The organism is Pseudomonas sp. MAG733B, from assembly GCF_036884845.1.
GTDB lineage: Bacteria > Pseudomonadota > Gammaproteobacteria > Pseudomonadales > Pseudomonadaceae > Aquipseudomonas.
The window spans coordinates 5,163,589-5,188,566 of the sequence record NZ_CP145732.1 but is presented as its reverse complement, the minus strand read 5'-3'; the positions used below and the strand labels follow the sequence as shown (position 1 = coordinate 5,188,566).

Sequence of the window (24,978 nt, the reverse complement as noted above, 5' to 3'; positions counted from 1 at the left end):
ATATGCCCCTGCCATTGGCTGTTATTTATAGATCAAGTTTTGTTTTTAGGTTGTTCATGATTTGCGTTCTATTTTCAAGGAATTCATTTAATCCATTTGCACGAAGATTATACGCATCGCAATTGCCGCAACCACTTCCTTTTATGCCGTTATAGCAAGTTAATGTCTCGTGGCGAATCAAGTTTAACTGTTGGTGATGATCTGCAAGCGCCCAAGTTTCCGCTTTGCTAAGCCGCATCAGCGGAGTTTGAATATGTAATTTGTAATCCATGCCAAATTCGATAGCGTCATTCAGGTGCTTTACAAATTCATCGCGGCAGTCAGGGTAATCGGAACACTCTATTTCACAAATGCCAGTGATGATTGCCTCAGCACGCACTTGATATGCGTAAATAGATGCCAGGGTCAAAAACAGAATATTTCTACCAGGTACGAAAGTGTTTGGTAGGTTATTCCCGGAGCTGTTTATGTTTAGAGATGGAGTGTTATCGCGCGTTAGGCTGCTGATAGCCAACTCATTCAGTAAGGAAGTGTCTAGAATTTTATGCACTTTCACGCCTAGCTGTTTTGAAAGTTGTTGCGCCACTTCAATTTCCGCACGATGGCGTTGGCCATAGTCGAACGTAATACAGTGAATTTCATCGTAGAGCGGCAACGCATGGACTAAGCAAGTTGTTGAATCTTGCCCGCCACTGAAAACGATAACTGCCTTTTTGGTCATGCTTTTCTTCCTTGGGAATCCCAGCGTCTCGCTGAGGGATATTGACCCTACCGAGAAGCTCAGATTCTGGCTGTGAGACGTTTCCGAAACGACGGTCTCCTTTTTCTGTTTGTGTCATTTTTTTACAGGGTGTTATGAACAGATCGCAGCTGTTGGTAGCCCATTCATGTCCAGGAACAGCTAAGAATGTGCATCGCACGCGCTACCAGTGAGCCGCCGCAGGCTGCAATTTTTGATTTTGATATCAATAGGTCGGCAGAGTCTATTTGACTATTTTGGAGTCATTAGGACTCTTTTTAATAGTTGTCTTTAAGACTTGTATGTTTCGCAACATATTGAAAATAAACGATTTACTAGTTGGCACGCTTCGTGATGTATCCAAAACATCGTAACCGAAGCAGGAAATCGCCATGCCCCGTTCAATCCCCCTCAGCTTTACCCTCTGCCTGTTGCTTTCCTCCCTGTGCATGGCCGACCAAGTGGTCCGCGAGGTTCCCGACACCACCGCCGGCAAAGGCTTCGGTGCACTCACCGGGTTGATGGTGGGCGCGGTGGGCGGGCCGGTCGGGGCGCTGGTTGGTGCTGGCGCCGGATTCTTTGCCGGAAGTTCGGTGCAGGAAGCGGCCGGCCTCACCGAAACCGCCTACGAAGTCAAAGACACCCAAGGTGAAATCAGCACCGTGCGCTCGCCCAACGCGCGCTTCGAACCCGGCCAGCAAGTAACGCGTAAAGGCGCGCGCCTGGAGCCTCAGGACAGCTGATCCCTGCGTCGATTTGAAGCAAACAACGAACTCCTTTTTAGGATCCGGTCATGGGTCGGGTCCTCTTTTTTCTAAGCGCCCATCGTCAGTCGGTTGAACAGTACTGATCGATTTATAACGAATCACGTGCACAAAGAACTGTATTGAAGGTTTCCCGTTTTGGCGGGCGGACGAGCCGCAACTCGTCTGCCCGTCTTTTTTTATGGGGACAGCAGCAGTGTCGACGGATACAGGCAGTTGCGGATATCCATGACAATTTCCGGCGGCCTTGCGCCATGGGCCGGGGTCAGGACATGCAGAAGTAACACGATCACCGCCATCGGACTTCTCAGATGTGCCGCGGAGTGATCAGTCGTTCGCGTTGCCACAATCGGTGCCCGCCACCAAATACTTCAGGCTTTTCACATTGCCGTGGGAGTCCCGGTAAATCATGGTCACCGGTGATGGATGGCATTTGTCTTGGGGTTCCGAGATGGAAATGACCTGCGCCACGTCCAGGTGCATGCCGTAACGGTATTGCTCGGTGGCGGAAGGGGATTGCGCGAGCGCCGAACCTGAGCACACCAGCGCAAACAACATCAGTAGTTTTTTCATGACAATCACCTTTTTTCAGGTAATAGCCTCCTGGGCAGCGGCTTTCAGCGCCGACGCGCAACGGGGCGGATTATCTAACGGTCGTGGGCGGTTGAGCCCTGTAGTGACGGGGGCTTACAGGCCGATCAGGTCGCGGTGCACTTCCAGCGCATTGCGTTCGACCCAGTTGTGCTGCAACAAACCATCGGCGCGCACTTGCCACACGGCCGTGCCGAGCATTTCGAACGGCGTGCCGCAGGAGCGTCCACCGATAAAGCCGCGGTTTTTACCGCAGAGTTTCCAGCGTGACGCCACGCGCGTGCCGTCGGCGTTCTGAAAGGTTTCGATGGCGCCGAACTGAAAGTCGTCGATTTTCGAAAGGAAGATACCGATCCATTCGATGAACTGCTCACGACCGGCGATTTCAACGCCACCGGAGGTGATGACAAAGTCTTCGGCGACGAACCTGGCGGCGGCTTGCGGATCGCGTGCCTGCCAGACTTCGCGCCAGAAGCTTTCGACGATCTGTACGGCTGTATTGGATGACATAGTGTTGCACCTCTTGGACAAGGACATGGTTGCCCGGCTGTTTGAAACCGGGCCTTGGACCAAAGTATTCGGTCTTTGCCATCTAGAAGTCGAACGCATAATATTTATGGCATCCAGTTGAGTGGCGAATACATCATGCAATCCAGCGACCTTGAAATCGACTTGCTGCGCGCGTTTATCGCGGTGGCGGAAACCGGCAGTTTCACGGCAGCGGCCGAGGTGGTGGCGCGTTCTCAATCGGCGGTGAGCCAGAAAATCATCCGTCTGGAAGAGATCCTCGGCATGCGCGTGTTCGAGCGCACCAGCCGTACCCTGACGTTGACGGCGGAGGGTGAGCGACTGTTGGTCGGGGCGCGAAAAATGATGCTGCACTTCGACAGTTTCATGCGTGAGATGCGCGCGCCGGTGACGGTCAACACTCTGCGTCTGGGCATCTCCGAGAACCTGGTACCCACGCAGTTGCCGCGGTTGTTGTCGCGTTTCAGCAAGTTATATCCCGACCTGGAACTGGAGCTGACCACCGGGCTGAGCAGCGACCTGCTGGCCGATCATGAAGCGGGGCGGCTGGATGTGGTGATTTCCAAGCGCAAGATGGGCGCCGCTCAACGCGGCCGGATCATCTGGCGTGAGCCGTTGGTGTGGATTGCTGCGAAGGACTACGAAATCGAAGCGGCGCGACCGTTGCGCCTGGTGATGATGCGACCGCCCTGCGCGTATCGCGCGATCATGGTCGAGGCGCTGGCTTCGGTGCAGCGGGAATGGTCGTCGGCGTGTCTGGCGAGCAATCTCGGCGGGGTTCAGGCTGCCGTGGCTGCCGGGCTCGGAGTTACCGCCCTGGGCACTTCGTTTTTGCAGGAAGGCATGCGGATTATCGAACCGTCGGAAAAGCTGCCGACGCTACCGTCCACGGAAGTCGCGGTGATCGGCGACGAGCCCCGTACCCAACATCTGCTGCAACCCCTGGTCGCGTTGCTGACCGAAGGTCTGATGTCGGGTACGAGTCTCACCTGAAGGAGTTTGTTCGCGGAAAACTCTGGACAACGCGTTCAATCAGGCATCACGCGTTATCGTTAACGTCCATCGCGAGCAGGCTCGCTCCCACAATGGGATCAGGGACATATCTGTGAGGGGTTGGTGGACCGTTCGGCCGCTATAGCAGGCAAGCCAGCTCCCACAGGGAATCGGAGACATCAGCAATAGTCAGGTCGGCTATCAGGCCGCCTCGCTTTTGCTTTTGAGGTGTACGCCCCCTCGAGAGGCCGAGTGGAGGTTCTGCGCAGTGGGCAACCCGGCAAGGATGCCGGGTTAGCCGCCCCCGGCCATGGATGGCCGATGGCGGCGGGCCCACGGAGCAGGACCGGAGCGAGGGCATGCCGAGCCACAGCGAGGCACCGAACGTCAGGGGCAAAGCGCTTTGGTTACTTTGGGGCTTTTCCAAAGTGACCCGCCGTAAGGGCGGAACCATAAGTGGCCTTAACCGCAGCAATGGATATGCACGCGGTTAAACACCCCGAAAGGACGTATCAAGTCCGTTCAAAAATCGCCGCAATCCCCTGACCGCCGCCAATGCACATCGTCACCAGCGCGTAACGGCCACCGGTGCGATGCAGTTCGTGGATGGCTTTGGTGGCGATGATCGTGCCGGTCGCGCCGACCGGGTGACCGAGGGCGATGCCCGAGCCGTTCGGGTTGACCTTGGCCGGGTCGAGGTCCAGTTCCTGGCTGACTGCGCAGGCCTGAGCGGCGAAAGCGATGTTGGCTTCGATCACGTCGAGGTCGGCGACGGTCAGGCCGGCACGCTTGAGCGCCAGGCGCGTAGCGGGGATCGGGCCCAGGCCCATCAGTTCCGGCTCGACGCCGGCGTGGGCGTAGCTGACCAGGCGGGCGAGCGGTTTCAGGTTGTTGACCTGCACCGCGGTGCCGGTGGCCATGACCAGCGCGGCGGCACCGTCGTTCAGCCCGGAAGCGTTGCCGGCGGTGACCGAGCCGTCCTTCTTGAACGCCGGCTTCATGGCGGCCAGTTGTTCCAGGGAGGTGGCGCGCGGGTGCTCGTCGACGCTGAACAGTTTGGTGCCCTTGCGATCCTGGATTTCCACGGTCGCGATCTGCTCGCTGAAGTAGCCGTTGGCGATCGCATGGGCCGCGCGTTTCTGGTCCTCAAAGGCCAGGGCGTCCTGCATTTCGCGAGTGATGCCGTTGCGCGCAGCGACGTTCTCGGCAGTGATGCCCATGTGGATGCTCTGGAACGGGTCATGCAGGATGCCGAGCATGTAGTCGACGGCTTGCACGTTACCCATGCGCGAACCCCAACGGGCGGACGGCAGCAGGTACGGGCCACGGCTCATGGATTCGGCACCGGCACCGACGACGATGTCGGCATCGCCCAGCAGCAGGGTCTGTGCGGCGTTGATGATCGCTTGCAGGCCCGAACCGCACAGGCGGTTGACGTTGTAGGCCGGGGTTTCTTTCGGGATTCCGGCGTTCATCGCAGCGACGCGGGAGATGTAGGCGTCACGGGTTTCGGTCGGGATCACGTTGCCCATCACCAGATGACCGACCAGCGCCGGGTCTACGGCGGCGCGTTGCAGCGCGGCTTTCACGGCTGTGGTCGCCAGATCGGCCAGTGGCACGTCCTTGAGCGAGCCGCCGAACGTGCCGATGGCGGTACGGGCGGCGCTGACGACGTAGATTTCTGGAGTGTTCATGGCAGGTTTCCTTTCGGTGGATTCTTATCTGTACTGCGATTGAGCAGGGCGTTCAAGGCTGTTTTCGCTTCATCGCTATTGAGGCGCTGAATGAACAGCGTGTTTTCTTCGCGCAGGGTGGCTTGCAGTTCTTCCATGCCGGGCTGCTTCATCAGGTGGCGTGATTGGCGCAAGGCTTGCTGAGGCATTGCCAACAAGCGTTGGGCGATTTTCCTTGCCGCAGCGAGGCATTGCTCGCCGTCATCGAAGGCTTCATTGGCCAAACCCCATTCAACCGCTTGAGCACCGTCGAGGCCATCGCCCAGCAGCAACAGGCGAGCAGCCCGGGCCTGGCCGAGCAGGCGCGGCAACAGCAGGCTGGCGCCGAACTCCGGGCACAGGCCGAGGTTGACGAACGGCGTGCGCAGCTTGGCGTTGCGGGTCACCAGCACCTGATCGCAGTGCAACAGCAGGGTGGTGCCGATGCCGATGGCGGCCCCGCACACCGCTGCGATCAGCGGCTTTTGCAGATGCGTCACAGCGCGCATAAAGCGAAATGCCGGGCTGTCCAGGTGGGTCGGCGGCTCTTTCAAGAAGTCCACCAGGTCGTTGCCGCTGGTGAAGCAGTTCGGGCCACCGGTCACGATAATCACCCGGACTTCATCGTTCTCGTCAGCGGCAAACAACAGGTCGGCCAGCCGCATGTACATGGCGTTTGTCAGCGCGTTGAGCTTGTCCGGGCGGTCGATGGTCAGCGTCAGCACGCCATCGTTCAGTTCTTGTTTGATCAGGTCGGTCATGGAAGGCGCCTGCGGGTTCGGTTTGGCGGCCACTTTAAGCGTCAGGCAAACCCCGCAGCTATGACAAAACGGGTCAACCGGGCTGATGCTTTTTGCCATGTGCGCGGTGGACACACCCATTCGGGGTATGGTGCCACCGGTTGAATCGCCCAATAGTAGGTGCATCCGCTCATCCAGAGCCGAACTCGCTTGATAAGGTGCATTTGCTATGGGCAAGACACTGCTTAAGGTGATTTCCAGTCTGTTTGTTGTACCGCTGACCCTGAATGCCTACGCCGCCGAGGTAAACGACAGCAACACGCTACGGCTCTATAACTGGGCGGATTACATCGGCGAAAAGACCCTGGCCGATTTCGAAAAGGCCAGCGGCATTAAGGTCATCTACGACACATTCGATGCCTACGAAACGGTGCAGGCCAAGTTGCTCACCGGCCATTCCGGTTATGACCTGATCGTGCTGAACGCGTCCCTCGCGCCACCGCTGATCCAGGCCAAGGTGTTCCAGCCGCTGGACAAAAAACTGCTGCCGAGCTGGCCTAACCTTGACCCGAAAATCTTGCAGGACCTGCAAGGTTTCGATCCGGGCACCACCTACTCGGCGCCCTACACCTGGGGCAGCAACGGCATCACCTATAACGTCGACAAGATCAAGGAACGCATGCCGGACGCGCCGATCGGTTCGCTGGCGATGATTTTCGATCCGAAGATCGTCGCCAAGTTTGCCGACTGCGGTGTGACCCTGCTCGATGCACCCACCGAAGTCATTCCCATGGCTTTGACGTACCTGGGGCGCGACCCGCGAAGCGCCGCGCCGGAAGACCTGAAAGCTGCCCAGGCGTTGCTGCTTTCGGTGCGGCCGTACATCCGCAAATTCGACTCGGTCAATTACCTGACCAGCCTGCCCAATGGCGATGTGTGCATGGCGATGACCTGGTCCGGCGATTACGCGACGGCCATGGCCCGCGCCGCAGAAGCCAAGAAAGAGATCAACCTGGCCTACTTCATTCCCAAGGAAGGCTCGCTGATCTGGTTCGACAACATGTACATCCCGGCCGACGCCCCACACGTGGCCAACGCCCACAAGTTTCTCGAGTACCTGATGCAACCGCAGGTGATGGCCGATGTGAGTGATTACATCAACTACGCCAACAGTAACGCCGCTGCCACCCCGTTGCTCAATGCCGCGGTGCGCGACAACCCGGCGATTTACCCCGATGCACAAACCCGTGAGCGGTTGTTTCCGCAGAAGACCCAGAACGCCAAGGACATGCGGGCCATGACCCGGGTCTGGAGCACGGTGAAAAGCGGGATCTGATTTGTTCGAACGTTAGTCAATTCGGTTAGAGGTTTATTTATGGCGACGCCAACACGCACCGTTTTTTCCCCAGCGGACGAGTCCCGGCTGGTCAAGGCCGACAAGGCCCACCATATGCACGGCTATCACGTGTTCGACGAACACGCCGAACAAGGTTCGCTGAACATCGTTGCCGGCGACGGCGCCTACATCTACGACACCCAGGGCAACCGTTTCCTCGATGCCGTGGGCGGCATGTGGTGCACCAACATTGGCCTGGGCCGTGAGGAAATGGCCGAGGCCATCGCCGATCAAGTGCGGCAACTGGCCTATTCGAATCCGTTTTCCGACATGTCGAACAACGTGGCGATCCAGCTCTGCGAAAAGCTTGCCAGCCTCGCTCCCGGTGACCTCGACCATGTGTTCCTGACCACCGGCGGCTCCACCGCCGTGGACACCGCGTACCGGCTGATCCAGTACTACCAGAACTGCCGTGGCAAACCGGAAAAGAAACACGTCATCGCCCGCTTCAACGCGTATCACGGCTCCACCACGCTGACCATGTCGATCGGCAACAAGGCTGCCGACCGGGTGCCGGAGTTCGATTACGCCAATCCATTGATCCACCACGTCTCCAACCCCAACCCGTACCGCGCACCGGACGGCATGGACGAGGCGCAGTTCCTTGAGTTTCTGGTCAAGGAGTTCGAAGACAAGATCCAGTCGATTGGCGCGGACAAGGTCGCCGGTTTCTTTGCCGAACCGGTGATGGGTTCGGGCGGGGTGATCATTCCGCCCAAGGGTTACCTCAAGCGCATGTGGGAAGTCTGCCAGCGTTACGACATTCTGTTCGTCGCTGACGAAGTGGTGACTTCGTTCGGACGCCTGGGCAAATTCTTTGCCTCCCTCGACGTGTTCGACGTGCAACCCGACATCATCACCACCGCCAAGGGTCTGACTTCGGCGTATCTGCCGCTGGGTGCGTGCATCTTTTCCGACCGCATCTGGAAAGTCATCGCCGAGCCTGGCAAGGGCCGCTGCTTTACCCATGGCTTCACCTACAGCGGCCATCCGGTGTGCTGCACGGCGGCGCTGAAGAACATCGAAATCATCGAGCGGGAAAACCTGCTGGCCCATGTCGACGATGTCGGCGGTTATCTGGAACAGCGTCTGGCCACGCTGCGGGATTTGCCGCTGGTGGGCGATGTGCGCTGTCTGAAACTGATGGCCTGCGTGGAGTTCGTCGCCGACAAACGCACCAAGGCGCTGTTCGCCGACGAGATCAACATCGGCGAAAAAATCCACTCGCGCGCGCAGGCCCGAGGCTTGCTGGTGCGGCCGATCATGCACCTCAACGTCATGTCGCCGCCGCTGATTCTCACCTATGAGCAGGTGGATGAAATTGTCGAGATCCTGCGGGTGTGCATTCTGGAAGTGGCGGCCGAGCTTGAGGCGAGCGGACAGTACGCCGGCCAATGATTTCGTCAGTGCGGCTGTTACCAAGGGCTTGCTCAGCCGCTAGACTGCGGGGCATGAGCAAACCAAACGACGATACGCTGATCGCGATGCCCTTCGGGGCATTGCACAAATGGCATGGGGGAATGCGCGAGGCATTCGCCCATGTCGATGAGCCTGACGCCCTGCAATATCTGGCGTCAGCGTTGGGGCAGCTGGTGTCCATCGAGTCGGTGATGATCAGCCTGGAACGCAAGGACCGCGCACCGCAGTTGCTGCATCAGCGCGGCATCGCGCAGGAGTTTCAGGTCTCGATTCTTGAGCGCTATTTTGCCGGGGGGTATTTGCTCGACCCGTTCTGCCTGGCCGTGGAGCAAGGGTTGGCGCAGGGGTTCTATCACCTGGAGGAAATTGCGCCGGACAACTTCTTCGACAGCGACTACTACAAGACCTATTACCTGAAGGCGAACTGTTCGGAAGACAGTTACTACATCGTCGATACCGGCAATGACACGAAAATTTCCGTCAGCCTGTTTCAAGGTTTCGGCGGTGAATGCCTGGGTGTCGAACAGTTGAATCTGCTGCGCGCCGTCGAACCGCTGGTGCGCGAGTTCATCAGCGAATTCAGTCAGCGTGGCCTGCAACGCAGTAGCGAGATCCAGGGCAATAACGACCAAGGCCTGCGCGATGACCTCAAGCAACGGGTGCAATCGGCCTTCGAGCAATTCGGTTGCGATGTGCTCACCGAACGCGAGCGGGAAGTGGCGCACATGGTGCTCAGGGGCCACTCGGTGAAATCCACGGCGAGCCAGATGAACATCTCACCGGAAACCGTGCGCATGCATCGCAAGAACCTGTATTTGAAGTTGGAGGTTGGTTCGCAGTCGGAATTGTTTGCGCTGTTTATCGAGTGGTTGCGTAAGAATTAAGACCAGTAAAGATCAAATGTGGGAGCGGGCTTGCTCGCGAAAGCGGAGGGTCAGCCACTTATCTTGGCGACTGACACTCCGCATTCGCGAGCAAGCCCGCTCCCACAGTGGTTAGTGGTTGGCCACAAGATCTGTGGCCAACGACAAACCCTGATCAATCCTCGCGCTTTACAACCAAGGTGAGAATGTCATAGCTCGCCACCAGTTCACCCAACTGGTTGGTCACTTCCACATCCCACGCCACCACCCCTTGCGGGACGCCTTGCGGGCTCTTCTTGCCCTGGTCGATTTTGCGTTTGCAGGTCAGGCGCGCCTGGATGGTGTCGCCGATGCCCACCGGGTTGATGAAGCGCAAAGTGTCCAGGCCGTAGTTGGCCAGTACCGGGCCGACGCCAGGGGAAACGAACAGACCAGCCGCCGCCGACAGCACGAAGTATCCGTGGGCAATACGCTTGCCGAACTGCGATTCCTTGGCCGCGATGTCATCGAAGTGCATGTAGAAGTGATCGCCCGACAGGCAACCGAAGTTCACCAAATCAGCCTCGGTAACCGTGCGGCGGTGAGTCAGCAGCGACTCGCCGATCTGCAGGTCCTGGAAGTAGCGACGGAACGGATGTACTTCGGTTTCGATGACCTTGGCGCCGCGCACGAATTCGCCGGTGACTGCCGCGAGCATGGTTGGCGAACCTTGTACCGCCGCGCGTTGCAGGTAGTGTTTTACCGCACGCAGGCCGCCGAGCTCTTCACCACCGCCGGCACGACCCGGGCCACCGTGCTTGAGTTGTGGCAGCGGCGAACCGTGGCCAGTGGATTCACCGGCACAGTGACGATCCAGCACCAGCAAACGCCCGTGCAAGGCTGCTGCGACTGGAACGGCTTTGGCGGCGATTTGCGGATCTTTGGTGATCAGGCTGGCCACGAGGCTGCCTTTACCGCGCGCGGCCAATGCCAGCGCTTCGTCCAGATCGTCATAGGCCATCAAGGTGCTGACCGGACCGAACGCTTCGATATCGTGAGCGCCGCCTTCGGCGTGCGGGTCGCGGGCTTGCAACAGGGTCGGGGCGAAGAACGCGCCTTTGTCGACATTTTCACCGCGCGGCTCGAAACCATCGCGGGCACCGAACAACAGGTCGCTGCTTTGCAACAGGGCTTCCAGACGTTCGGCCACGTCTTTCTGCTGATCGTGGGAAGCCAGTGCGCCCATGCGCACGCCTTCCACCGACGGGTCACCAACCACGACTTTGGCCAAGCGATCACGCAAGCGGCTAGCGACTGCGTCAATGTGTTTGGCCGGAACGATGGCGCGGCGGATGGCGGTGCATTTCTGCCCGGCCTTGGTGGTCATTTCCCGGGCGACTTCCTTGATGAACAGCTCGAACTCTTCGTCATCCGGGGTTACGTCCGGGGCGAGGATCGCGCAGTTCAGCGAGTCGGCTTCGGCAGTGAAGGGCACCGAGTTGCGGATCAGGTTCGGGTTGACGCGCAGCTTGGCCGCGGTCTCGGCGGAGCCGGTGAAGGTCACCACGTCCTGGCCTTGCAGGCGGTCGAGCAGGTCGCCGGTGCCGCCGATGATCAATTGCAGGCTGCCTGCCGGCAACAGGCCGGATTCATCGATCAGGCGCACCACGGCTTCCGTCAGGTAGCTGGTGGCGCTGGCCGGTTTGACGATGCACGGCATGCCCGCGAGGAAGCTCGGCGCAAATTTTTCCAGCATGCCCCAGATCGGGAAGTTGAAGGCGTTGATGTGCACCGCCACGCCACCGCGCGGCACCAGGATGTGAGTGCCGGCGAAGGTGCCCATTTTGCTCAGCTGCATGGCCGGGCCTTCGTGGACGACGTTGCCCGACGGCAACTCACGGGAGCCGAGGCTGGCGTAGGTGAACAGCGTGCTGTTGCCGCCTTCGATGTCGATCCAACTGTCGGCGCGGGTTGCGCCGCTGTGATGGGAGATCGCGTAGAGCTGTTCCTTGCGCTCGCTCAGGTACAGGGCCAAAGCCTTAAGACGCTGGGCGCGCTGCTGGAAATCCAGCGCCATCAAGCCGCTGACACCTTGGCGACGGCCGTGCTCGATGGCTTCGGCGAAGTCCGGGCGCTCTTCATGGGTGCGGGCGATTTCATGGCCGTCAATGGCGCTGCGCAGGATCTGCGCGCCGTGTTGGCCGATCCAGCGACCGGCGATGAAACTTTGCAGGGTAGGGGAGTGAGACATCAGGATTGCTCCGGGTATGGTCAGTGTCTGGCGCGGTTGAGGCCGCGCCGGTCAAGAGGGAAATCAGTGTTGGCTGGCACCCGAGGCGCCGATGCCGGTCATCGAGCGGATGAACTGCGCCAGGTAACGGCCGCGTTCAAGGGCTGCACGGGGTGATTTGTCGGTGACGGAAAACAGCCAGGCGCTGAAGAAGGCCAGGCTCATGGAAAACAGCGCCGGGTTGGAGTACGGGAACAACGCCTTGTCGTGATGCATGACGTTGACCCACACCGCCGGGCTCAGCACCAGCAGGACAATCGCCGAGAACAACCCCGCCAGGCTGCCGAGCACCGCGCCGCGAGTGGTCAGGCCTTTCCAGTACATTGAGAGGAACAGCACCGGGAAATTCACCGACGCGGCGATGGCCAAAACCAGGCCGGACAGGAAGGCAATGTTCTGCGACTCGAACAACAAGCCGAGGATGATCGCCAGCACGCCGATGCATAGCGTGGCGATGCGCGACACGCGCATCTCTTGCTGCTCGCTGGCCTGACCCTTGCGCATCACGCAGGCATACAGGTCGTGGGACACCGCCGAAGCACCGGACAGCGCGAGCCCGGCGACCACCGCCAGAATGGTGGCGAAGGCCACCGCCGAAATGAACCCGAGGAACAGGTTGCCGCCCACCGCGTGAGCCAGATGCACCGCGACCATGTTGCCGCCGCCGATGATCGCGCCGCTGGCATCGCGGAACGTCGGATCAGTGCCGACCATGACGATGGCGCCGAAGCCGACGATGATCAGCAGCAAGTAGAAGTAGCCGATGAAGCCGGTGGCGTAGAACACGCTTTTACGCGCTTCCTTGGCATCGCTGACGGTGAAGAAACGCATCAGGATGTGCGGCAAACCGGCGGTGCCGAACATCATGCCCAGGCCGAGGGAAATCGCATCGATCGGGTTCGACAGCAAGCCACCGGGGGCCATGATCGCGTTGCCCTTGGCGTGCACGGCAGTGGCGCCGGCGAACATAGCCTCAGTGCTGAAACCGAAATGCTTGAGCACCATGAATGCCATGAAACTGGTGCCGAACAGCAGCATCACCGCTTTGATAATCTGCACCCACGTGGTGGCGAGCATGCCGCCGAAGGTCACGTAGAACACCATCAACACGCCGACCAGCATGACTGCGTAGAGGTAGTCGATGCCGAACAGCAATTCGATCAGCTTGCCGGCGCCGACCATCTGCGCCACCAGGTACATCAGCGCCACGGTCAGGGTGCCGAAGGCCGAAGTGAGGCGTACCGGAGTCTGTTCCAGGCGATAGGAAACCACGTCGGCAAAGGTGTATTTGCCGAGGTTGCGCAGGCGTTCGGCAATCAGGAACAGGATGATTGGCCAGCCTGCCAACACGCCCAAGGCGTAGAGCAAGCCGTCGTAGCCGTTGAGAAACATCATCGCGGAGATGCCGAGAAATGACGCTGCGGAGATCATGTCACCGGCAATCGCCAGGCCGTTCTGGAAACCGGTCATGCCACCGCCGGCGGTGTAGAAGTCGCTGGCGGAGCGGGTGCGCAGCGCCGCCCAACGGGTGACGCCAAGGGTGAACAGCACGAACACGAGGAACATGCCGATGGCGTTCCAGTTCAGCGGACGGGACGCGCCGTCGGCGGCCACCGCAAGATCGGTGACTACCGCCAGCGGCAGCAAAAACAACGCGAGAAGACGGCTCATCGGGCGCACTCCTGCTTGAGTTTTTCATTCAGCGGGTCGATCACGTTGTTGGCGCGATAGACATAGAACCCGGTCAACGCAAAGGCCAGCACCACGATCACCACGCCCACCAACATGCCCACGGTGGTCACGCCGCCGCTCAGCGACTGGCCGAGGGTGGAGGGGGAGAACGCCACCAGCAACACGAAGCCGAAGTAGATCACCAGCATGATCAGCGACAGCGACCAGTAGAGTTTCTGCTTGCGGCGCACCAGCTGGATGAAGTCGGGGTGCTGGCGGATGAGTTCTATGTCTTGGGGTGTCATGGAAGCGCTCTCCTTATTGTTTTTTTAGGAACGAACGTATTGCCTGGCTTTTGTGGCGAGGGAGCTTGCTCCCGCTCGGCGGCGTAGCCGTCGTAAAACCTCACGCCGCGATTCGTCAGATACACCTCATCGTCTGTATTGCGACCGCTTCGCGATCGAGCGGGAGCAAGCTCCCTCGCCACAGGATTTTGTGGATCATTCGATTGCGGCAGAAGAATCAGAGCTGATCGAAATCCAGCACCACTTTGTCGCTGATCGGGAACGCCTGGCACGACAGCACATAACCGGCCGCGACTTCGTAGTCTTCGAGAGCGTGGTTGCTGTCCATTTCCACTTCGCCTTCGATGACCTTGCATTTGCAGGTCGAGCACACGCCGGCCTTGCACGAGTAGGGCAGTTCGGCGCCTTGGGCGTTGCCGGCGTCGAGGATGCTCTGGCTGTTGCGCGGCAGGTCGAAGGCCAGGGCACGGCCGTCGCTGATCACGGTGATCTGGCTCATCGCGGCGTCCACCTGACGCGCCGCCTCGCGGGCTTCGCGTTTTTGCTGGCTGCCGGCGGCGGCGAACAGTTCGAAGTGAATGCGCTCAGGCGCCATGCCCTTGGCCTTGAGGCTGTCGCGCACGGTCTCGGTCATTTCCTGAGGGCCGCAAATGAACGCAGCGTCGAGGGCCTTGACGTCGAGCCAGCGGCTGAACAGTTGCTCGCATTTCTCGGCGTTGATCCGACCGTTGTAGAGGTCGACATCCTGCTGCTCGCGGCTGAACACGAAGATCAGGTTCAGGCGTTGCAGGTAACGGTTTTTCAGGTCTTCCAGCTGTTCGCGGAACAGCGCGCCGGAACTGGAACGGTTGCCGTACAGCAAGGTCACGCGGCTGTGGGGCTCGGTTTCCAGGGTGGTCTTGATGATCGACAGGATCGGCGTGATGCCGCTGCCTGCGGCTACTGCGAGGTAGCTGCCATGGCGCGCCGGGTCGAGTTCCACGCTGAAATGTCCGGCGGGCGGCATCACTTCCAGGCTGTGCCCGGCCTTGAGCTGTTCATTGGCAAACGCGGAAAAACGCCCACCCGCTACGCGCTTGATGGCAACACGCAGTTCACCATCATTGACCCCGGTGCAGATCGAGTAGGAACGGCGCACTTCTTCGCCGTCCAGTTGCGTGCGCATCACCAGGTGCTGGCCCTGGGTGTAGTGAAAACTGTCTTGCAGTTCCTGCGGAATCTCGAAGGCGATGGACACCGCATCACGGGTCTCGGTGCGCACATCCTTGATGGTCAGGCTGTGAAATTTGCTCATTATTGTTCTCCAGCTGCGACGGCCGATTTGCCGCTCAGATGCACTTGAAATAGTCGAACGGTTCCCGGCAATCGACGCAGCGGTACAGCGCCTTGCACGCGGTGGAACCGAACTCGCTGAGCACTTCGGTGTGAGCGCTGCCGCATTGCGGGCAGACGATCACCGGGCTCTCGCCGAGCAGGCTGCGTTTGCTGGTGCTGCCCTCGGGCGGCGCAATGCCGTAGGCGCGCAGGCGTTCGCGGCCACTGGCGCTGATCCAGTCGGTGGTCCAGGCCGGGGTCAACTTGCGCTCAAGTTGCGGCGCCTTGAATCCGGCCAGTTCCAGCGCCTGACGGATATCGCCCTCGATCACTTCGGTCGCGGGGCAACCGGAGTAGGTCGGCGTCACCACCACGTGCAGGTGTCCGGCCTGCCAGTCCAGATCGCGGACGATGCCGAGGTCGACCACGCTGACCACCGGCACTTCCGGGTCCATGACTTCGGACAGGATCGCCCACGCAGCGGCCAGGTCGGTCGGTTGAGCCGGCCGGGCGCCGAGGTCGCTGGCGATCAGCTCACCAGGTTGCATCGGGGTACGCTCGTGGCAGGAACTGCATTTCGGCCAGCAGGATGCCCAGGTGTTCGGTGTGCAGGCCCTTGCGCGCATTCAGGTAGAAATAGCTCGGCGCGGCGGGCACGGGCAGGGTGGCGCTGGCGAAGATTTCGTTGACCTTGGCTTGCCACTGCGCGGCGACGCTGGCGATGTCCGGGGTGATGCCGGCTTCGCACAGACGCTGTTCGCTGTCATCGGCAGCGATCAGTTCCACGGTGAAGCGCCAGACTTCCGGAATCGCCGCGAGCATGCGCTTGTGGCTTTCTTCCGTGCCGTCACCCAGACGCTCGACCCACTCGCCGGAGCGGCGCAGGTGGTAAGTCACTTCTTTCACAGCCTTGGCGGCAATCCCGGCGATGCGCTCGTCGCTGGACTGGCTCAGCCCGTGCAGCACCGGCAGGTGCCAGGCGTCATACAGGAACTGCTTGAGGATGGTCACCGCGTAGTCGCCGTTGGGTTGTTCCACCAACAACAGGTTGCGATAGGCGCGCTCATCGCGGCGGAATGCCAGGTCGTCGGCGCTGCGGCCGTCGTCCAGCAGTTCGGCGGCGTATTCCAGCCAGTTGCGCGCCTGGCCCACCAGGTCGAGGCCGACGTTCATCAGCGCCAGTTCTTCTTCCAGCGCCGGCGCCTTGCCGCACCATTGGCACAGGCGCTGGCCCTGGATCAGGGCGCTGTCGCCGAGGCGCAGCAGGTATTCGATCAGATCAGTCTTGTTGTCCATGGTCGACCTCACATGTGCCCGACTTCGGCCGGCAGCTCGTAGAAGCTGGCGTGGCGGTAAACCTTGTCGTCCGATGGATCGAACAGCGGGTCTTTTTCATCCGGCGACGAAGCGGTGATCAGCGCCGAAGGCACGACCCACAGGCTCACGCCTTCGCTGCGACGGGTGTAGAGCTCGCGCGCGTTCTCGATGGCCATGGTGGTGTCGGCGGCATGTACGCTGCCGACGTGCTTGTGGTTGAGGCCGTGCTTGCTGCGCACGAAGACTTCAAAGAGGGTCCACTCGGACATTTCAGTTACTCCACATCAGGTGGCCGAATCAGGCGGCGTTCTTGTTTTGTTTTTTGCGGGCGTGGGCGACGGCGGCTTCACGGACCCAGGCGCCGTCTTCAATCGCCTTGCGGCGGGTGGCGACGCGTTCGGTGTTGCAAGGGCCGTTGCCCTTGAGCACTTCGTAGAATTCGTTCCACTGGATTTCGCCGAAGTCGTAGTGGCCGCGCTCGGCGTTCCACTTCAGGTCCGGATCTGGGCAGGTGCAGCCCAGCAGTTCCAGTTGCGGGATGGTCTGGTCGATGAAGCGCTGGCGCAGTTCGTCGTTGCTCTGGCGCTTGATTTTCCAGGCCATGGATTGCGCGCTGTTCGGCGAGTGTTCATCGCTCGGACCAAACATCATCAGCGACGGCCACCACAGACGGTTGATCGCGTCCTGGACCATGTCTTTTTGCGCCTGGGTACCGTGACGCATCATGGTCAGGAGGATTTCGTAGCCCTGGCGCTGGTGGAAGCTCTCTTCCTTGCAGATGCGCACCATGGCCCGGGAGTAGGGGCCGTAGGACGTGCGCTGCAGCACCACCTGATTGACGATGGCCGCGCCATCCACCAGCCAGCCCACCGCGCCCATGTCGGCCCAGTTCAGCGTCGGGTAATTGAAGATGCTCGAATACTTGGCCTTGCCGCTGTGCAGCTTGGCGATTTCTTCATCGCGGTCGGCGCCCAGGGTTTCCATGGCGCTGTACAGGTACAGGCCGTGGCCGGCTTCGTCCTGGATCTTGGCCATCAGTTGCAGTTTGCGTTTGAGCGTCGGCGCACGGGTGACCCAATTGCCTTCCGGCAGCATGCCGACGATCTCGGAATGGGCGTGCTGGGAAATCTGCCGGATCAGCGTCTGGCGATAAGCATCTGGCATCCAGTTCTTCGCTTCGATCTTGATTTCTGAATCGATTTTTTCCTGGAAGGCGCGTTCCTGTTCGGACATCTCCGACAGGTCCTTGATGCGCTTGACGCCGGTTTCTACGAGCTGTGCGTACATTTGTGGTCTCCCGCCTTGAATCTGTTCTGAGGCATGGAGAACTTTATAAGCGATACAGAAATTAATATCAAACACAAAATAACGTGTCGTAAATTTTTCTGTATCGCTTCCGACGTATGGAGGGCGATTACGGTTTCTGGACAGGCTAGTGGCTACTTAGTAGCATCCGCCGCTGACGGACCTTTCCTCCGGCGCATCGACCGACGTGGACTCATCAAGGAATCGAAATGCACACCTTCACCCATGGCGATAAAACCATTGCGTTCACTGTTTTGAGCGGTGAAGTGGTGGGCAGCGAAAAACTCAGCGAAACCCGCGTGACCACCACCGGCGGCCCTGTAAGCGGCAACAGTGGTGAAGAGAAACCGTTGCGGGTCAGCTCGGTGTCGATCATCAACCATGAGTTCTGGATCAGGACCGCCGATGGCATCGAGCACGACGTGAAGCTGCGCGGCGTGGACATTCCGTTGCGTACCGGGCAACAAATCTCCTTGATCAGTGCCTTGAAGAAGGACGGCAACCCTTTACACGTCCTGCTGCACAACCACACGGCGGCCAAGCGTTGGGCGTTGCGCGACGGCAAGATGCTCGGTACGGAGCTGGAACTATGGCCCTTTAACTGGAAGACCCTGCTGATCGTGCTGGGATTGTGCGTCGCCGGTTTTGCAACGGCGGGGCTGGGTTTGCTGGCGGCGGCCGCGTACCTTTGCTACGCGCTATATCAGGGCTCGCAGCGCAAGAAAATGCTGGCCAGCGATCTGGATGCCTACCTTGAGAAGCTGAAAAACCAGATCGGTAATGGTGTTCAGATGCCAAGCGCAGTCCCGGCGCCAGTCGCTGCTCGAGTCGAAAGCCCGATTCAGGCGGAAATTTCTTTCCAGATCGAAATCCCGGTTCAGGTGGAATCTCAAGCTCCAGCTCCAGCTCCAGCTCCAGCTCCAGCTTTAGCACCAGCCGAAACCGAAAGTGCCGCGCTGAACAGTGACAGCGTGCGCCGGGCGCTCTCGCGCAATCGTTGATGCATTTTCAGGAATAGCGATGTACGACTACAAATACGACAATGTGGTTGTCAGGTTCTGGACTCATCGTGGTGAAATATTGAGCCGTGAGCGACGCCGCGAGCCCGTTGAATATGAGATTGAAGACGAGTACTGGGTCAGAACGCCTGATGGTCTGGAGTTGCAATTGGTTCTCGGCAACCCGGACTTTCGGTTTCGCAAAGGCGATGATCTCTCTGTCGTCTATGTCGGGGATGCAAAAGGCACGAATGGTTTGCCTGCCATTGTGTGCAACTACAGTGTTTCGCAAAGCGTTGTGTTGACGAGACCTGAGTGGGTGTACGCACGGCTGGTTCCGCCGAGATCCCACTGGATTCCAGCGTTGGTCACCACTGTGCTTTCGGGGATTGCGGCCTATTTTTTTGGTTTCTGGTGGGGTGCGTCAGCGGGGTTCGGGTTTTACCTGCTGCTGCGTGTTGAAGCTGCCAAGCGCAAAAAGCGCATTATCGGCGGTTTGGGCGCGCATCTTGAGCAGCTCAGAGAACGGGTGCCGCAAGATGAAAACCGGGTCGATGTCAGCAGTGTACTGGCACGCAATCTCTGAACAGTCGGTTTAAGGCATCCAGGTGTAGGCGGTTGACAACTAAAAAAAAGCCCCGCAAAAGCGGGGCTGAAAAGGTGCAGCAGTCATGCTTTCGGACGTTTATCCACAACGTGGCAGGCCTTGCCTTCAGAACGCTTGATCGAATGGAAAGGCTGTAAAACGATCCGCGTACTGATCCCGATGTAAGTCTTGATGTGCTTGCTCAACTCCCCGCAAACAGCCTTCTGCTGTTCATCGGTCAAGTGCTGGTGTTCAGCCTTTAGCTCCACATGCACGTCAACGCTGTCCAGGTTGCCGTTGCGATACAGATGGATCTCGTAGCACTCGGCAAGCTGTTTTATTTTCAGCACCTGCTCCTCGATCTGCGTCGGGAACACGTTGACCCCGCGAATGATCAACATGTCATCGCTGCGTCCGGTGATCTTGTCGATGCGCCGCATCGGCCGTGCGGTGCCCGGCAGCAGGCGCGTCAGGTCGCGGGTGCGGTAGCGGATCATCGGCAGGGCTTCTTTGCTCAATGAGGTGAACACCAGTTCGCCCATCTGACCGTCCGGCAGCACTTCGCCGGTCACCGGGTCGATGATTTCCGGGTAGAAGTGGTCTTCCCAGATGGTCGGGCCGTCCTTGGTTTCCGCGCATTCCATGGCGACGCCCGGGCCCATGATTTCCGAGAGTCCGTAGATATCAAGGGCGGTGATGCCCAGACGCGCTTCGATGGCGCTGCGCAGTTCGGCGGTCCACGGCTCGGCGCCGAAGATGCCCAGGCGCAAGGCCAGTTTGTGCGGGTCGATGCCCTGACGCTCGATTTCATCGGCGATGTTGAGCATGTAGGACGGTGTGACCATGATGATGTCCGGCTGGAAATCCTTGATCAGCTGCACTTGTTTTTCGGTCTGGCCGCCGGACATCGGGATCACCGTGCAACCCAGGCGTTCGGCACCGTAATGCGCGCCGAGGCCGCCGGTGAACAGGCCGTAGCCGTAGGAGATGTGCACTTTGTCGCCACGTCGGCCGCCAGCGGCTCGGATCGAGCGCGCGACCACGTTGGCCCAGGTGTCGATGTCGTTCTGGGTGTAGCCGACGACGGTCGGTTTACCGGTGGTGCCGCTGGACGCGTGCAGGCGCACGATGTCGTTCATCGGCACGGCAAACATGCCGTACGGGTAGTTGTCGCGCAGGTCGGACTTAGTGGTGAAGGGGAACTTCGCCAGGTCATCCAGGGACTTGATGTCGTCCGGGTGCACGCCCAGCGCATCGAAGCGCTGACGGTACAGCGGCACGTTGTTATAGGCGTGGTTCAGGCTCCAGCGCAGGCGCTCGAGCTGATGCTGGCGCAGCTCGTCGATGCTGGCGGTTTCCAGCGGGTCCAGCACAGGGTTCAGCACGGCTTGGGCTATTGGCATGTTCATGTGTTCACTCGAATTGTTTTTGTGTTCCAGCCCTTTCACGGAAGGGCTTTGAGTGCATGCCCCAAGGATACCTCTCGGCTCCTTGGGAATCGCGATTCTTTAGTGGGATAGACGCTCGATGATCAGCGCGATCCCTTGGCCAACGCCGATGCACATGGTGCACAGGGCGTAGCGGCCGTTACGTTCTTCCAGTTCATGCAGGGCGGTGGTTACCAGACGCGCGCCGCTCATGCCCAATGGGTGGCCGAGAGCGATGGCGCCGCCATTCGGGTTGACCCGTGGATCGGTGTCGCTCAAGCCCAGTTCGCGCAACACCGCCAGGCCTTGTGCGGCGAACGCTTCGTTGAGCTCGATCACGTCCATGTCCGCCAGGCTCAGGTTGGCCAGTTCCAGTACCTTGCGGGTCGCTGGCACCGGGCCGATGCCCATGATCCGTGGCTCGACGCCAGCGGTGGCCATGGCAACAACGCGACCACGGGCGGTCAGGCCATGGCGCTTGGCGACTTCCGGGCTGGCCAGCAACAACGCGCAAGCGCCGTCATTGACCCCGGAAGCGTTGCCGGCGGTGATGCTGCCGCCTTCGCGGAACGGCGTGCCGAGTTTGGCCAGTTGCTCAAGGGTGGTGTCGCCGCGCGGATGTTCATCGTGCTCGACCACTTTGGCCGGGCCTTTGCGCTGGGCAATTTCCACGGCGACGATTTCCTTGGCCAAGCGCCCGTTGGCCTGGGCGGCGGCAGCGCGTTGCTGGCTGCGCAGGGCGAAGGCGTCCTGGTCGACGCGGGAGATGTTGAACTGTTCGGCGACGTTCTCGGCGGTTTCCGGCATGGAGTCGATGCCGAACGCTTTTTTCATCAGCGGATTGACGAAGCGCCAGCCGATGGTGGTATCGAAGATCTCCGCCGAACGGGAAAACGCCTGCTCAGCCTTGCCCATCACCAGCGGTGCGCGGGACATCGATTCGACGCCGCCCACCAGCATCAAACCGGCCTCGCCACTGCGAATGGCGCGCGCCGCAGTGCCGACCGCATCCAGCCCGGAACCGCACAGGCGATTGAGGGTGGTGCCGGGCACGCTGACCGGCAACCCGGCCAGCAGCGCCGACATGCGCGCAACGTTGCGGTTGTCTTCGCCGGCCTGGTTGGCGCAGCCGTAGATCACGTCGTCGACGCTGCTCCAGTCCACTTGCGGGTGACGGCGCAGCAGTTCGCGCAGCGGCACCGCGCCGAGGTCGTCGGCGCGCACGCTGCTCAATACACCGGCGTAGCGACCGATAGGGGTGCGGACTGCGTCGATGATCAGGGCGTCATTCATTCGGGTTCTCCTGCGTCAGCACCGGGCCGCGCACTTTGTAGGATTTGCCATGGAACAGGGCGATCAACTGGCCCTGCTGGTTTTCAATGCGTACGTCGTAGTTGCCGGTGCGCCCGGAGCGGCTTTGCTCGATGCAGTCGGCGTTCAGCGTGTCGCCCAGATGCGCCGGGGCGATGTAGTCGATGCTGCAACCGATGGCCACGGTGGCTTCGTTGTAGCTGTTGCAGGCAAAGGCAAACGCCGAGTCGGCGAGGGCGAACAGGTAGCCGCCGTGGCAAGTGCCGTGGCCCTGGAGCATGTCGGCGCGCACGGTCATGCCGACGCGGGCGCAGCCGGGACCGGCCGAGAGCAGGCGCATGCCCATGGCCTGACTGGCGGTGTCGCGCTGGAACAATGCTTGTGCGCAGTCGCTGGCCAGTGTCATGGCTTCGTGATTAGTCATGGAAGTTTCTCCCTTCGGCGACCCGACGGCGCAGCAGCAGCGACGGCCGGTAGCGTTCTTCGCCATAGCTGGCTTGCAGGTTTTCCAGCACGTTCAGAATGTGTGGCAGGCCAACGGCATCGGCCCAGGCCAGCGGGCCTTGCGGGTAGTTGACCCCGGCGCGCATTGCCAGATCGATGTCGGCGGCAGAAGCCACGCCTTGCAGCAGGGCGTCGGCGGCTTCGTTGGCGAGCATGGCGACGGTGCGCAGGACGGCGAGGGCCGGGCTGTCGCTGAGCAGGCTGACCTTGAGGCCGGCCCGTTGCAGCAGGGCGATGCCTTGTTCGAGCGCTAGCGGATCAATGCCGGCCGCATAGCTGATGGCGATACGCTTGGCAGTGCCGTAATCGTGCGCCAGATCCAGCAGGATCAAATTGCGCAGGCCATCTTCCTTGGCGCGCTGGCAAGCCATGCGCCCGTCGCTCAACGCCAGAACGGCATCACCGACCCGCAGCAAACCTTGACCGTCACGCTGGATGATCTGGACGCCTTGTTCACGCAAGCGTGCGAGCAAACCCCGGGCGATGCCGAGGTCGCCTTCCACGGCACAAACTTCGATCTGCGCATCGCTGCCGATTTCAGTGGCGTGCGGGCGCTCTGCACCTTGGGCGTAGCTATAGAAACCCTGACCGCTCTTGCGTCCCAGACGCCCGCCGTCCACCAACTCTTTCTGGATCAGCGACGGCAAGAAACGGGTGTCCTGGTAATAAGCGTCGAACACCGAGCAGGTCACGGCGTAATTGACGTCGTGGCCGATCAGGTCGGTCAGCTCGAACGCGCCCATGGCAAAGCCGCCGGCTTCGCGCATCAACGCGTCGAGAGTCGGGCAATCGGCGGCACCTTCTTGCAGCAGGCGCAGGCTCTCGGCATAGAACGGTCGGGCCACGCGGTTGACGATAAAACCCGGTGTGGAGCGGGTGTGAACCGGTTTTTTGCCCCAGGCCTTGGCGGTGTCGTAAAGGCACTCGGCGAGTGCCGGATCGCTGGCCAGACCGGAGACGATTTCCACCAGCGCCATGACCGGCGCCGGGTTGAAGAAGTGCAGGCCGAGCAGGCGTTCTGGGTGATCAAGCTGCGCGGCGATGCTGGTAATCGACAGCGACGAGGTATTGCTGGCCAGAATGCAGTGTTCGCCGCAAATGCCTTCGAGCTGGCGGAACAATGCGCGCTTGACCTCAAGGTTTTCGACGATGGCCTCGATGATCAGCTCGCAATCGGCCAGCGCCTCGATGGCTTCCACGGCTTGCAGGCGGGCGATGGTTGCGCTGCGCGACTCGGCGGACAGCTTGCCGTTCTCGACCCGTTTGCCCAGTTGCCGATCGATGCCTTCAATGGCCTGAGCGGCAGCGCCGGGGCGGTTGTCCAGCAGCAGCACCGGATGCCCGGCCTGTGCCGCGACCTGGGCAATCCCCGCGCCCATGGCACCGGCGCCGATCACGGCGATGCGTGCGTTAGTGTTCAGTGCGGTCATGACTCAGCGTCCCTTGAAGCTTGGGGTGCGTTTTTCCATGAAGGCGCCGACGCCTTCGCGGTAATCCTCGCTGCGGCCGGCCAGACGCTGCAGGTCGCGCTCCAGCTCAAGCTGTTCGTCGAAGCTGTTGCTCATGCTGGCGTTGAGGCTGCGCTTGATCAGCGCCAGGCCGTAGGTCGGCTGAGTCGCCAGGTGGCGTGCCAGTTTCAGGGCTTCGTCGCGCAAATCGGCGTCGTCCACACACTGGTAAATCAAGCCCCATTGCTCGGCCTTTTCGGCGCTCAGGCGGTTACCCAGCAGCGCCAAAGCCTTGGCTCGAGCCATGCCAACCAGGCGCGGCAGCGTCCAGGTGCCGCCGGAATCAGGGACGAGGCCGATCTTGCAGAACGCCTGAATGAAACTGGCCGAACGCGCCGCCAGCACCAGGTCGCACGCCAGCGGAATGTTCGCGCCAGCACCAGCCGCCACGCCGTTGACCGCGCAGATCACCGGCATCGGCAGGTCGCGCAATTGGCGGATCAGCGGGTTGTAGAACTTCTCGATGGACTCGCCCAGGTCCGGCACGGCGCTGCCCGGCGCAACGTTGCGGTCGCTCAGATCCTGCCCGGCGCAGAAGCCGCGGCCTTCGCCGGTCAGCAGCAACACGCGCACGTCCGGGTTCTGCCGCACTTGCTTGAGCGCTTCCTTCACTTCGCCATGCATCTGGGTATTGAAGCTGTTGAGCTGGTCCGGGCGATTGAGGCTCAGCAGGGCGACGCCGGCCTCGATGGAAAACAGGATGTGTTCGAAGTTCATG

At 60.5% G+C, this 24,978-nt stretch carries 25 protein-coding genes; 7 read left to right on the top strand and 18 right to left on the bottom strand.

What is annotated here, in order from left to right:
* Nucleotides 1-25: 25 nt before the first annotated feature.
* The gene (queC, locus tag V6Z53_RS23755) at nucleotides 26-721 is read right to left on the bottom strand and encodes a 7-cyano-7-deazaguanine synthase QueC (RefSeq protein ID WP_338582074.1); all 696 of its coding nucleotides are present in this window, start codon (nucleotides 719-721) and stop codon (nucleotides 26-28) included.
* Nucleotides 722-1,131: 410 nt separating this feature from the next.
* On the opposite strand from queC, the gene V6Z53_RS23750 reads away from it, so the two are divergent.
* Nucleotides 1,132-1,482 carry a hypothetical protein gene (locus tag V6Z53_RS23750; protein WP_338582072.1) on the top strand — a complete coding sequence of 117 codons (351 nt, stop codon included), beginning with the start codon at nucleotides 1,132-1,134 and terminating at the stop codon, nucleotides 1,480-1,482.
* 348 nt (nucleotides 1,483-1,830) lie between these two features.
* Here the strand turns inward: V6Z53_RS23750 and V6Z53_RS23745 are convergent, their stop codons facing one another.
* Together V6Z53_RS23745 and V6Z53_RS23740 are read right to left on the bottom strand one after the other, a co-directional pair.
* The gene (locus V6Z53_RS23745) at nucleotides 1,831-2,076 is read right to left on the bottom strand and encodes a DUF2790 domain-containing protein (RefSeq protein WP_338582071.1); all 246 of its coding nucleotides are present in this window, start codon (nucleotides 2,074-2,076) and stop codon (nucleotides 1,831-1,833) included.
* Between the two features lie 114 nt (nucleotides 2,077-2,190).
* Nucleotides 2,191-2,604, bottom strand: coding sequence for a nuclear transport factor 2 family protein (locus tag V6Z53_RS23740; RefSeq protein ID WP_338582070.1), 414 nt, complete (start codon nucleotides 2,602-2,604; stop codon nucleotides 2,191-2,193).
* A 135-nt stretch (nucleotides 2,605-2,739) separates the two neighbouring features.
* Here V6Z53_RS23740 and V6Z53_RS23735 point away from each other — a divergent pair, with 135 nt between their 5' ends.
* Nucleotides 2,740-3,615 (top strand): LysR substrate-binding domain-containing protein, encoded by an 876-nt coding sequence (locus tag V6Z53_RS23735; RefSeq protein WP_338582069.1) that lies wholly within the window; start codon nucleotides 2,740-2,742, stop codon nucleotides 3,613-3,615.
* A 512-nt stretch (nucleotides 3,616-4,127) separates the two neighbouring features.
* Here V6Z53_RS23735 and V6Z53_RS23730 read toward each other — a convergent pair.
* Complete coding sequence (locus V6Z53_RS23730; RefSeq protein ID WP_338582068.1) at nucleotides 4,128-5,309, bottom strand: acetyl-CoA C-acyltransferase family protein; 1,182 nt, start codon at nucleotides 5,307-5,309, stop codon at nucleotides 4,128-4,130.
* Nucleotides 5,306-6,088, bottom strand: coding sequence for an enoyl-CoA hydratase-related protein (locus V6Z53_RS23725; protein WP_338586554.1), 783 nt, complete (start codon nucleotides 6,086-6,088; stop codon nucleotides 5,306-5,308). The genes V6Z53_RS23730 and V6Z53_RS23725 overlap by 4 nt, the downstream gene beginning before the upstream one ends.
* A 208-nt stretch (nucleotides 6,089-6,296) precedes the next feature.
* On the opposite strand from V6Z53_RS23725, the gene V6Z53_RS23720 reads away from it, so the two are divergent.
* The 3 genes from V6Z53_RS23720 to V6Z53_RS23710 are packed head-to-tail and all read left to right on the top strand — an operon-like array spanning nucleotide 6,297 to nucleotide 9,766.
* Complete coding sequence (locus tag V6Z53_RS23720) at nucleotides 6,297-7,403, top strand: polyamine ABC transporter substrate-binding protein (RefSeq protein ID WP_338582067.1); 1,107 nt, start codon at nucleotides 6,297-6,299, stop codon at nucleotides 7,401-7,403.
* Nucleotides 7,404-7,442: 39 nt separating this feature from the next.
* Nucleotides 7,443-8,861 (top strand): aminotransferase, encoded by a 1,419-nt coding sequence (locus V6Z53_RS23715; protein WP_338582066.1) that lies wholly within the window; start codon nucleotides 7,443-7,445, stop codon nucleotides 8,859-8,861.
* Nucleotides 8,858-9,766: a LuxR C-terminal-related transcriptional regulator gene (locus tag V6Z53_RS23710; protein ID WP_338582065.1), complete on the top strand. Its 909-nt coding sequence runs from the start codon at nucleotides 8,858-8,860 to the stop codon at nucleotides 9,764-9,766. The genes V6Z53_RS23715 and V6Z53_RS23710 overlap by 4 nt, the downstream gene beginning before the upstream one ends.
* A 154-nt stretch (nucleotides 9,767-9,920) precedes the next feature.
* Here the strand turns inward: V6Z53_RS23710 and paaZ are convergent, their stop codons facing one another.
* The 8 genes from paaZ to paaA form a co-directional block, all read right to left on the bottom strand.
* Nucleotides 9,921-11,975: a phenylacetic acid degradation bifunctional protein PaaZ gene (paaZ, locus tag V6Z53_RS23705; protein WP_338582063.1), complete on the bottom strand. Its 2,055-nt coding sequence runs from the start codon at nucleotides 11,973-11,975 to the stop codon at nucleotides 9,921-9,923.
* Between the two features lie 63 nt (nucleotides 11,976-12,038).
* Complete coding sequence (locus tag V6Z53_RS23700; RefSeq protein ID WP_338582062.1) at nucleotides 12,039-13,685, bottom strand: cation acetate symporter; 1,647 nt, start codon at nucleotides 13,683-13,685, stop codon at nucleotides 12,039-12,041.
* Nucleotides 13,682-13,990, bottom strand: coding sequence for a DUF485 domain-containing protein (locus V6Z53_RS23695; protein WP_034149283.1), 309 nt, complete (start codon nucleotides 13,988-13,990; stop codon nucleotides 13,682-13,684). Before V6Z53_RS23695 ends, V6Z53_RS23700 begins: the two co-directional genes overlap by 4 nt.
* Before the next feature lie 217 nt (nucleotides 13,991-14,207).
* Nucleotides 14,208-15,284 (bottom strand): 1,2-phenylacetyl-CoA epoxidase subunit PaaE, encoded by a 1,077-nt coding sequence (gene paaE / locus V6Z53_RS23690; protein ID WP_338582061.1) that lies wholly within the window; start codon nucleotides 15,282-15,284, stop codon nucleotides 14,208-14,210.
* A gap of 34 nt (nucleotides 15,285-15,318) precedes the next feature.
* Nucleotides 15,319-15,852, bottom strand: coding sequence for a 1,2-phenylacetyl-CoA epoxidase subunit PaaD (gene paaD / locus V6Z53_RS23685; protein WP_338582060.1), 534 nt, complete (start codon nucleotides 15,850-15,852; stop codon nucleotides 15,319-15,321).
* Nucleotides 15,839-16,600 carry a 1,2-phenylacetyl-CoA epoxidase subunit PaaC gene (gene paaC, locus V6Z53_RS23680; protein WP_338582059.1) on the bottom strand — a complete coding sequence of 254 codons (762 nt, stop codon included), beginning with the start codon at nucleotides 16,598-16,600 and terminating at the stop codon, nucleotides 15,839-15,841. Before paaC ends, paaD begins: the two co-directional genes overlap by 14 nt.
* An 8-nt stretch (nucleotides 16,601-16,608) precedes the next feature.
* The gene (gene paaB / locus V6Z53_RS23675) at nucleotides 16,609-16,890 is read right to left on the bottom strand and encodes a 1,2-phenylacetyl-CoA epoxidase subunit PaaB (RefSeq protein WP_007943393.1); all 282 of its coding nucleotides are present in this window, start codon (nucleotides 16,888-16,890) and stop codon (nucleotides 16,609-16,611) included.
* Between the two features lie 28 nt (nucleotides 16,891-16,918).
* On the bottom strand, nucleotides 16,919-17,908 hold the full coding sequence (gene paaA, locus V6Z53_RS23670) for a 1,2-phenylacetyl-CoA epoxidase subunit PaaA (protein WP_338582057.1): 990 nt from the start codon (nucleotides 17,906-17,908) through the stop codon (nucleotides 16,919-16,921).
* Nucleotides 17,909-18,135: 227 nt separating this feature from the next.
* Between paaA and V6Z53_RS23665 the strand changes: the two genes are divergently transcribed.
* Together V6Z53_RS23665 and V6Z53_RS23660 are read left to right on the top strand one after the other, a co-directional pair.
* The gene (locus tag V6Z53_RS23665) at nucleotides 18,136-18,927 is read left to right on the top strand and encodes a hypothetical protein (protein WP_338582056.1); all 792 of its coding nucleotides are present in this window, start codon (nucleotides 18,136-18,138) and stop codon (nucleotides 18,925-18,927) included.
* A 19-nt stretch (nucleotides 18,928-18,946) separates the two neighbouring features.
* On the top strand, nucleotides 18,947-19,510 hold the full coding sequence (locus V6Z53_RS23660) for a hypothetical protein (RefSeq protein WP_338582055.1): 564 nt from the start codon (nucleotides 18,947-18,949) through the stop codon (nucleotides 19,508-19,510).
* 83 nt (nucleotides 19,511-19,593) lie between these two features.
* Here the strand turns inward: V6Z53_RS23660 and paaK are convergent, their stop codons facing one another.
* The 5 genes from paaK to paaG form a co-directional block, all read right to left on the bottom strand.
* The gene (paaK, locus tag V6Z53_RS23655; protein WP_338582054.1) at nucleotides 19,594-20,919 is read right to left on the bottom strand and encodes a phenylacetate--CoA ligase PaaK; all 1,326 of its coding nucleotides are present in this window, start codon (nucleotides 20,917-20,919) and stop codon (nucleotides 19,594-19,596) included.
* A 99-nt stretch (nucleotides 20,920-21,018) separates the two neighbouring features.
* Complete coding sequence (pcaF, locus tag V6Z53_RS23650) at nucleotides 21,019-22,230, bottom strand: 3-oxoadipyl-CoA thiolase (protein WP_338582053.1); 1,212 nt, start codon at nucleotides 22,228-22,230, stop codon at nucleotides 21,019-21,021.
* On the bottom strand, nucleotides 22,223-22,672 hold the full coding sequence (gene paaI / locus V6Z53_RS23645; RefSeq protein ID WP_338582052.1) for a hydroxyphenylacetyl-CoA thioesterase PaaI: 450 nt from the start codon (nucleotides 22,670-22,672) through the stop codon (nucleotides 22,223-22,225). The genes pcaF and paaI overlap by 8 nt, the downstream gene beginning before the upstream one ends.
* A complete protein-coding gene (gene paaH / locus V6Z53_RS23640) occupies nucleotides 22,665-24,182 on the bottom strand; it encodes a 3-hydroxyacyl-CoA dehydrogenase PaaH (RefSeq protein ID WP_338582051.1) in 1,518 nt (505 codons plus the stop codon). Before paaH ends, paaI begins: the two co-directional genes overlap by 8 nt.
* Nucleotides 24,183-24,185: 3 nt before the next feature.
* Nucleotides 24,186-24,977 carry a 2-(1,2-epoxy-1,2-dihydrophenyl)acetyl-CoA isomerase PaaG gene (paaG, locus tag V6Z53_RS23635; protein WP_338582050.1) on the bottom strand — a complete coding sequence of 264 codons (792 nt, stop codon included), beginning with the start codon at nucleotides 24,975-24,977 and terminating at the stop codon, nucleotides 24,186-24,188.
* Between the last annotated feature and the right edge of the window lies 1 nt (nucleotide 24,978).

What these genes read in the sequence shown, in the direction of transcription:
- pcaF (WP_338582053.1), bottom strand. Translation starts at nt 22,230, where the DNA reads ATGAATGACGCCCTGATCATCGACGCAGTCCGCACCCCTATCGGTCGC.
- V6Z53_RS23740 (WP_338582070.1), bottom strand. Translation starts at nt 2,604, where the DNA reads ATGTCATCCAATACAGCCGTACAGATCGTCGAAAGCTTCTGGCGCGAA.
- paaG (WP_338582050.1), bottom strand. Translation starts at nt 24,977, where the DNA reads ATGAACTTCGAACACATCCTGTTTTCCATCGAGGCCGGCGTCGCCCTG.
- V6Z53_RS23725 (WP_338586554.1), bottom strand. Translation starts at nt 6,088, where the DNA reads ATGACCGACCTGATCAAACAAGAACTGAACGATGGCGTGCTGACGCTG.
- paaD (WP_338582060.1), bottom strand. Translation starts at nt 15,852, where the DNA reads ATGCAACCTGGTGAGCTGATCGCCAGCGACCTCGGCGCCCGGCCGGCT.
- V6Z53_RS23660 (WP_338582055.1), top strand. Translation starts at nt 18,947, where the DNA reads ATGTACGACTACAAATACGACAATGTGGTTGTCAGGTTCTGGACTCAT.
- paaZ (WP_338582063.1), bottom strand. Translation starts at nt 11,975, where the DNA reads ATGTCTCACTCCCCTACCCTGCAAAGTTTCATCGCCGGTCGCTGGATC.
- V6Z53_RS23665 (WP_338582056.1), top strand. Translation starts at nt 18,136, where the DNA reads ATGCACACCTTCACCCATGGCGATAAAACCATTGCGTTCACTGTTTTG.
- queC (WP_338582074.1), bottom strand. Translation starts at nt 721, where the DNA reads ATGACCAAAAAGGCAGTTATCGTTTTCAGTGGCGGGCAAGATTCAACA.
- paaB (WP_007943393.1), bottom strand. Translation starts at nt 16,890, where the DNA reads ATGTCCGAGTGGACCCTCTTTGAAGTCTTCGTGCGCAGCAAGCACGGC.
- paaH (WP_338582051.1), bottom strand. Translation starts at nt 24,182, where the DNA reads ATGACCGCACTGAACACTAACGCACGCATCGCCGTGATCGGCGCCGGT.
- paaI (WP_338582052.1), bottom strand. Translation starts at nt 22,672, where the DNA reads ATGACTAATCACGAAGCCATGACACTGGCCAGCGACTGCGCACAAGCA.
- V6Z53_RS23750 (WP_338582072.1), top strand. Translation starts at nt 1,132, where the DNA reads ATGCCCCGTTCAATCCCCCTCAGCTTTACCCTCTGCCTGTTGCTTTCC.
- V6Z53_RS23720 (WP_338582067.1), top strand. Translation starts at nt 6,297, where the DNA reads ATGGGCAAGACACTGCTTAAGGTGATTTCCAGTCTGTTTGTTGTACCG.
- V6Z53_RS23730 (WP_338582068.1), bottom strand. Translation starts at nt 5,309, where the DNA reads ATGAACACTCCAGAAATCTACGTCGTCAGCGCCGCCCGTACCGCCATC.
- V6Z53_RS23735 (WP_338582069.1), top strand. Translation starts at nt 2,740, where the DNA reads ATGCAATCCAGCGACCTTGAAATCGACTTGCTGCGCGCGTTTATCGCG.
- V6Z53_RS23745 (WP_338582071.1), bottom strand. Translation starts at nt 2,076, where the DNA reads ATGAAAAAACTACTGATGTTGTTTGCGCTGGTGTGCTCAGGTTCGGCG.
- V6Z53_RS23715 (WP_338582066.1), top strand. Translation starts at nt 7,443, where the DNA reads ATGGCGACGCCAACACGCACCGTTTTTTCCCCAGCGGACGAGTCCCGG.
- paaK (WP_338582054.1), bottom strand. Translation starts at nt 20,919, where the DNA reads ATGAACATGCCAATAGCCCAAGCCGTGCTGAACCCTGTGCTGGACCCG.
- paaA (WP_338582057.1), bottom strand. Translation starts at nt 17,908, where the DNA reads ATGTACGCACAGCTCGTAGAAACCGGCGTCAAGCGCATCAAGGACCTG.
- paaE (WP_338582061.1), bottom strand. Translation starts at nt 15,284, where the DNA reads ATGAGCAAATTTCACAGCCTGACCATCAAGGATGTGCGCACCGAGACC.
- paaC (WP_338582059.1), bottom strand. Translation starts at nt 16,600, where the DNA reads ATGGACAACAAGACTGATCTGATCGAATACCTGCTGCGCCTCGGCGAC.
- V6Z53_RS23695 (WP_034149283.1), bottom strand. Translation starts at nt 13,990, where the DNA reads ATGACACCCCAAGACATAGAACTCATCCGCCAGCACCCCGACTTCATC.
- V6Z53_RS23700 (WP_338582062.1), bottom strand. Translation starts at nt 13,685, where the DNA reads ATGAGCCGTCTTCTCGCGTTGTTTTTGCTGCCGCTGGCGGTAGTCACC.
- V6Z53_RS23710 (WP_338582065.1), top strand. Translation starts at nt 8,858, where the DNA reads ATGATTTCGTCAGTGCGGCTGTTACCAAGGGCTTGCTCAGCCGCTAGA.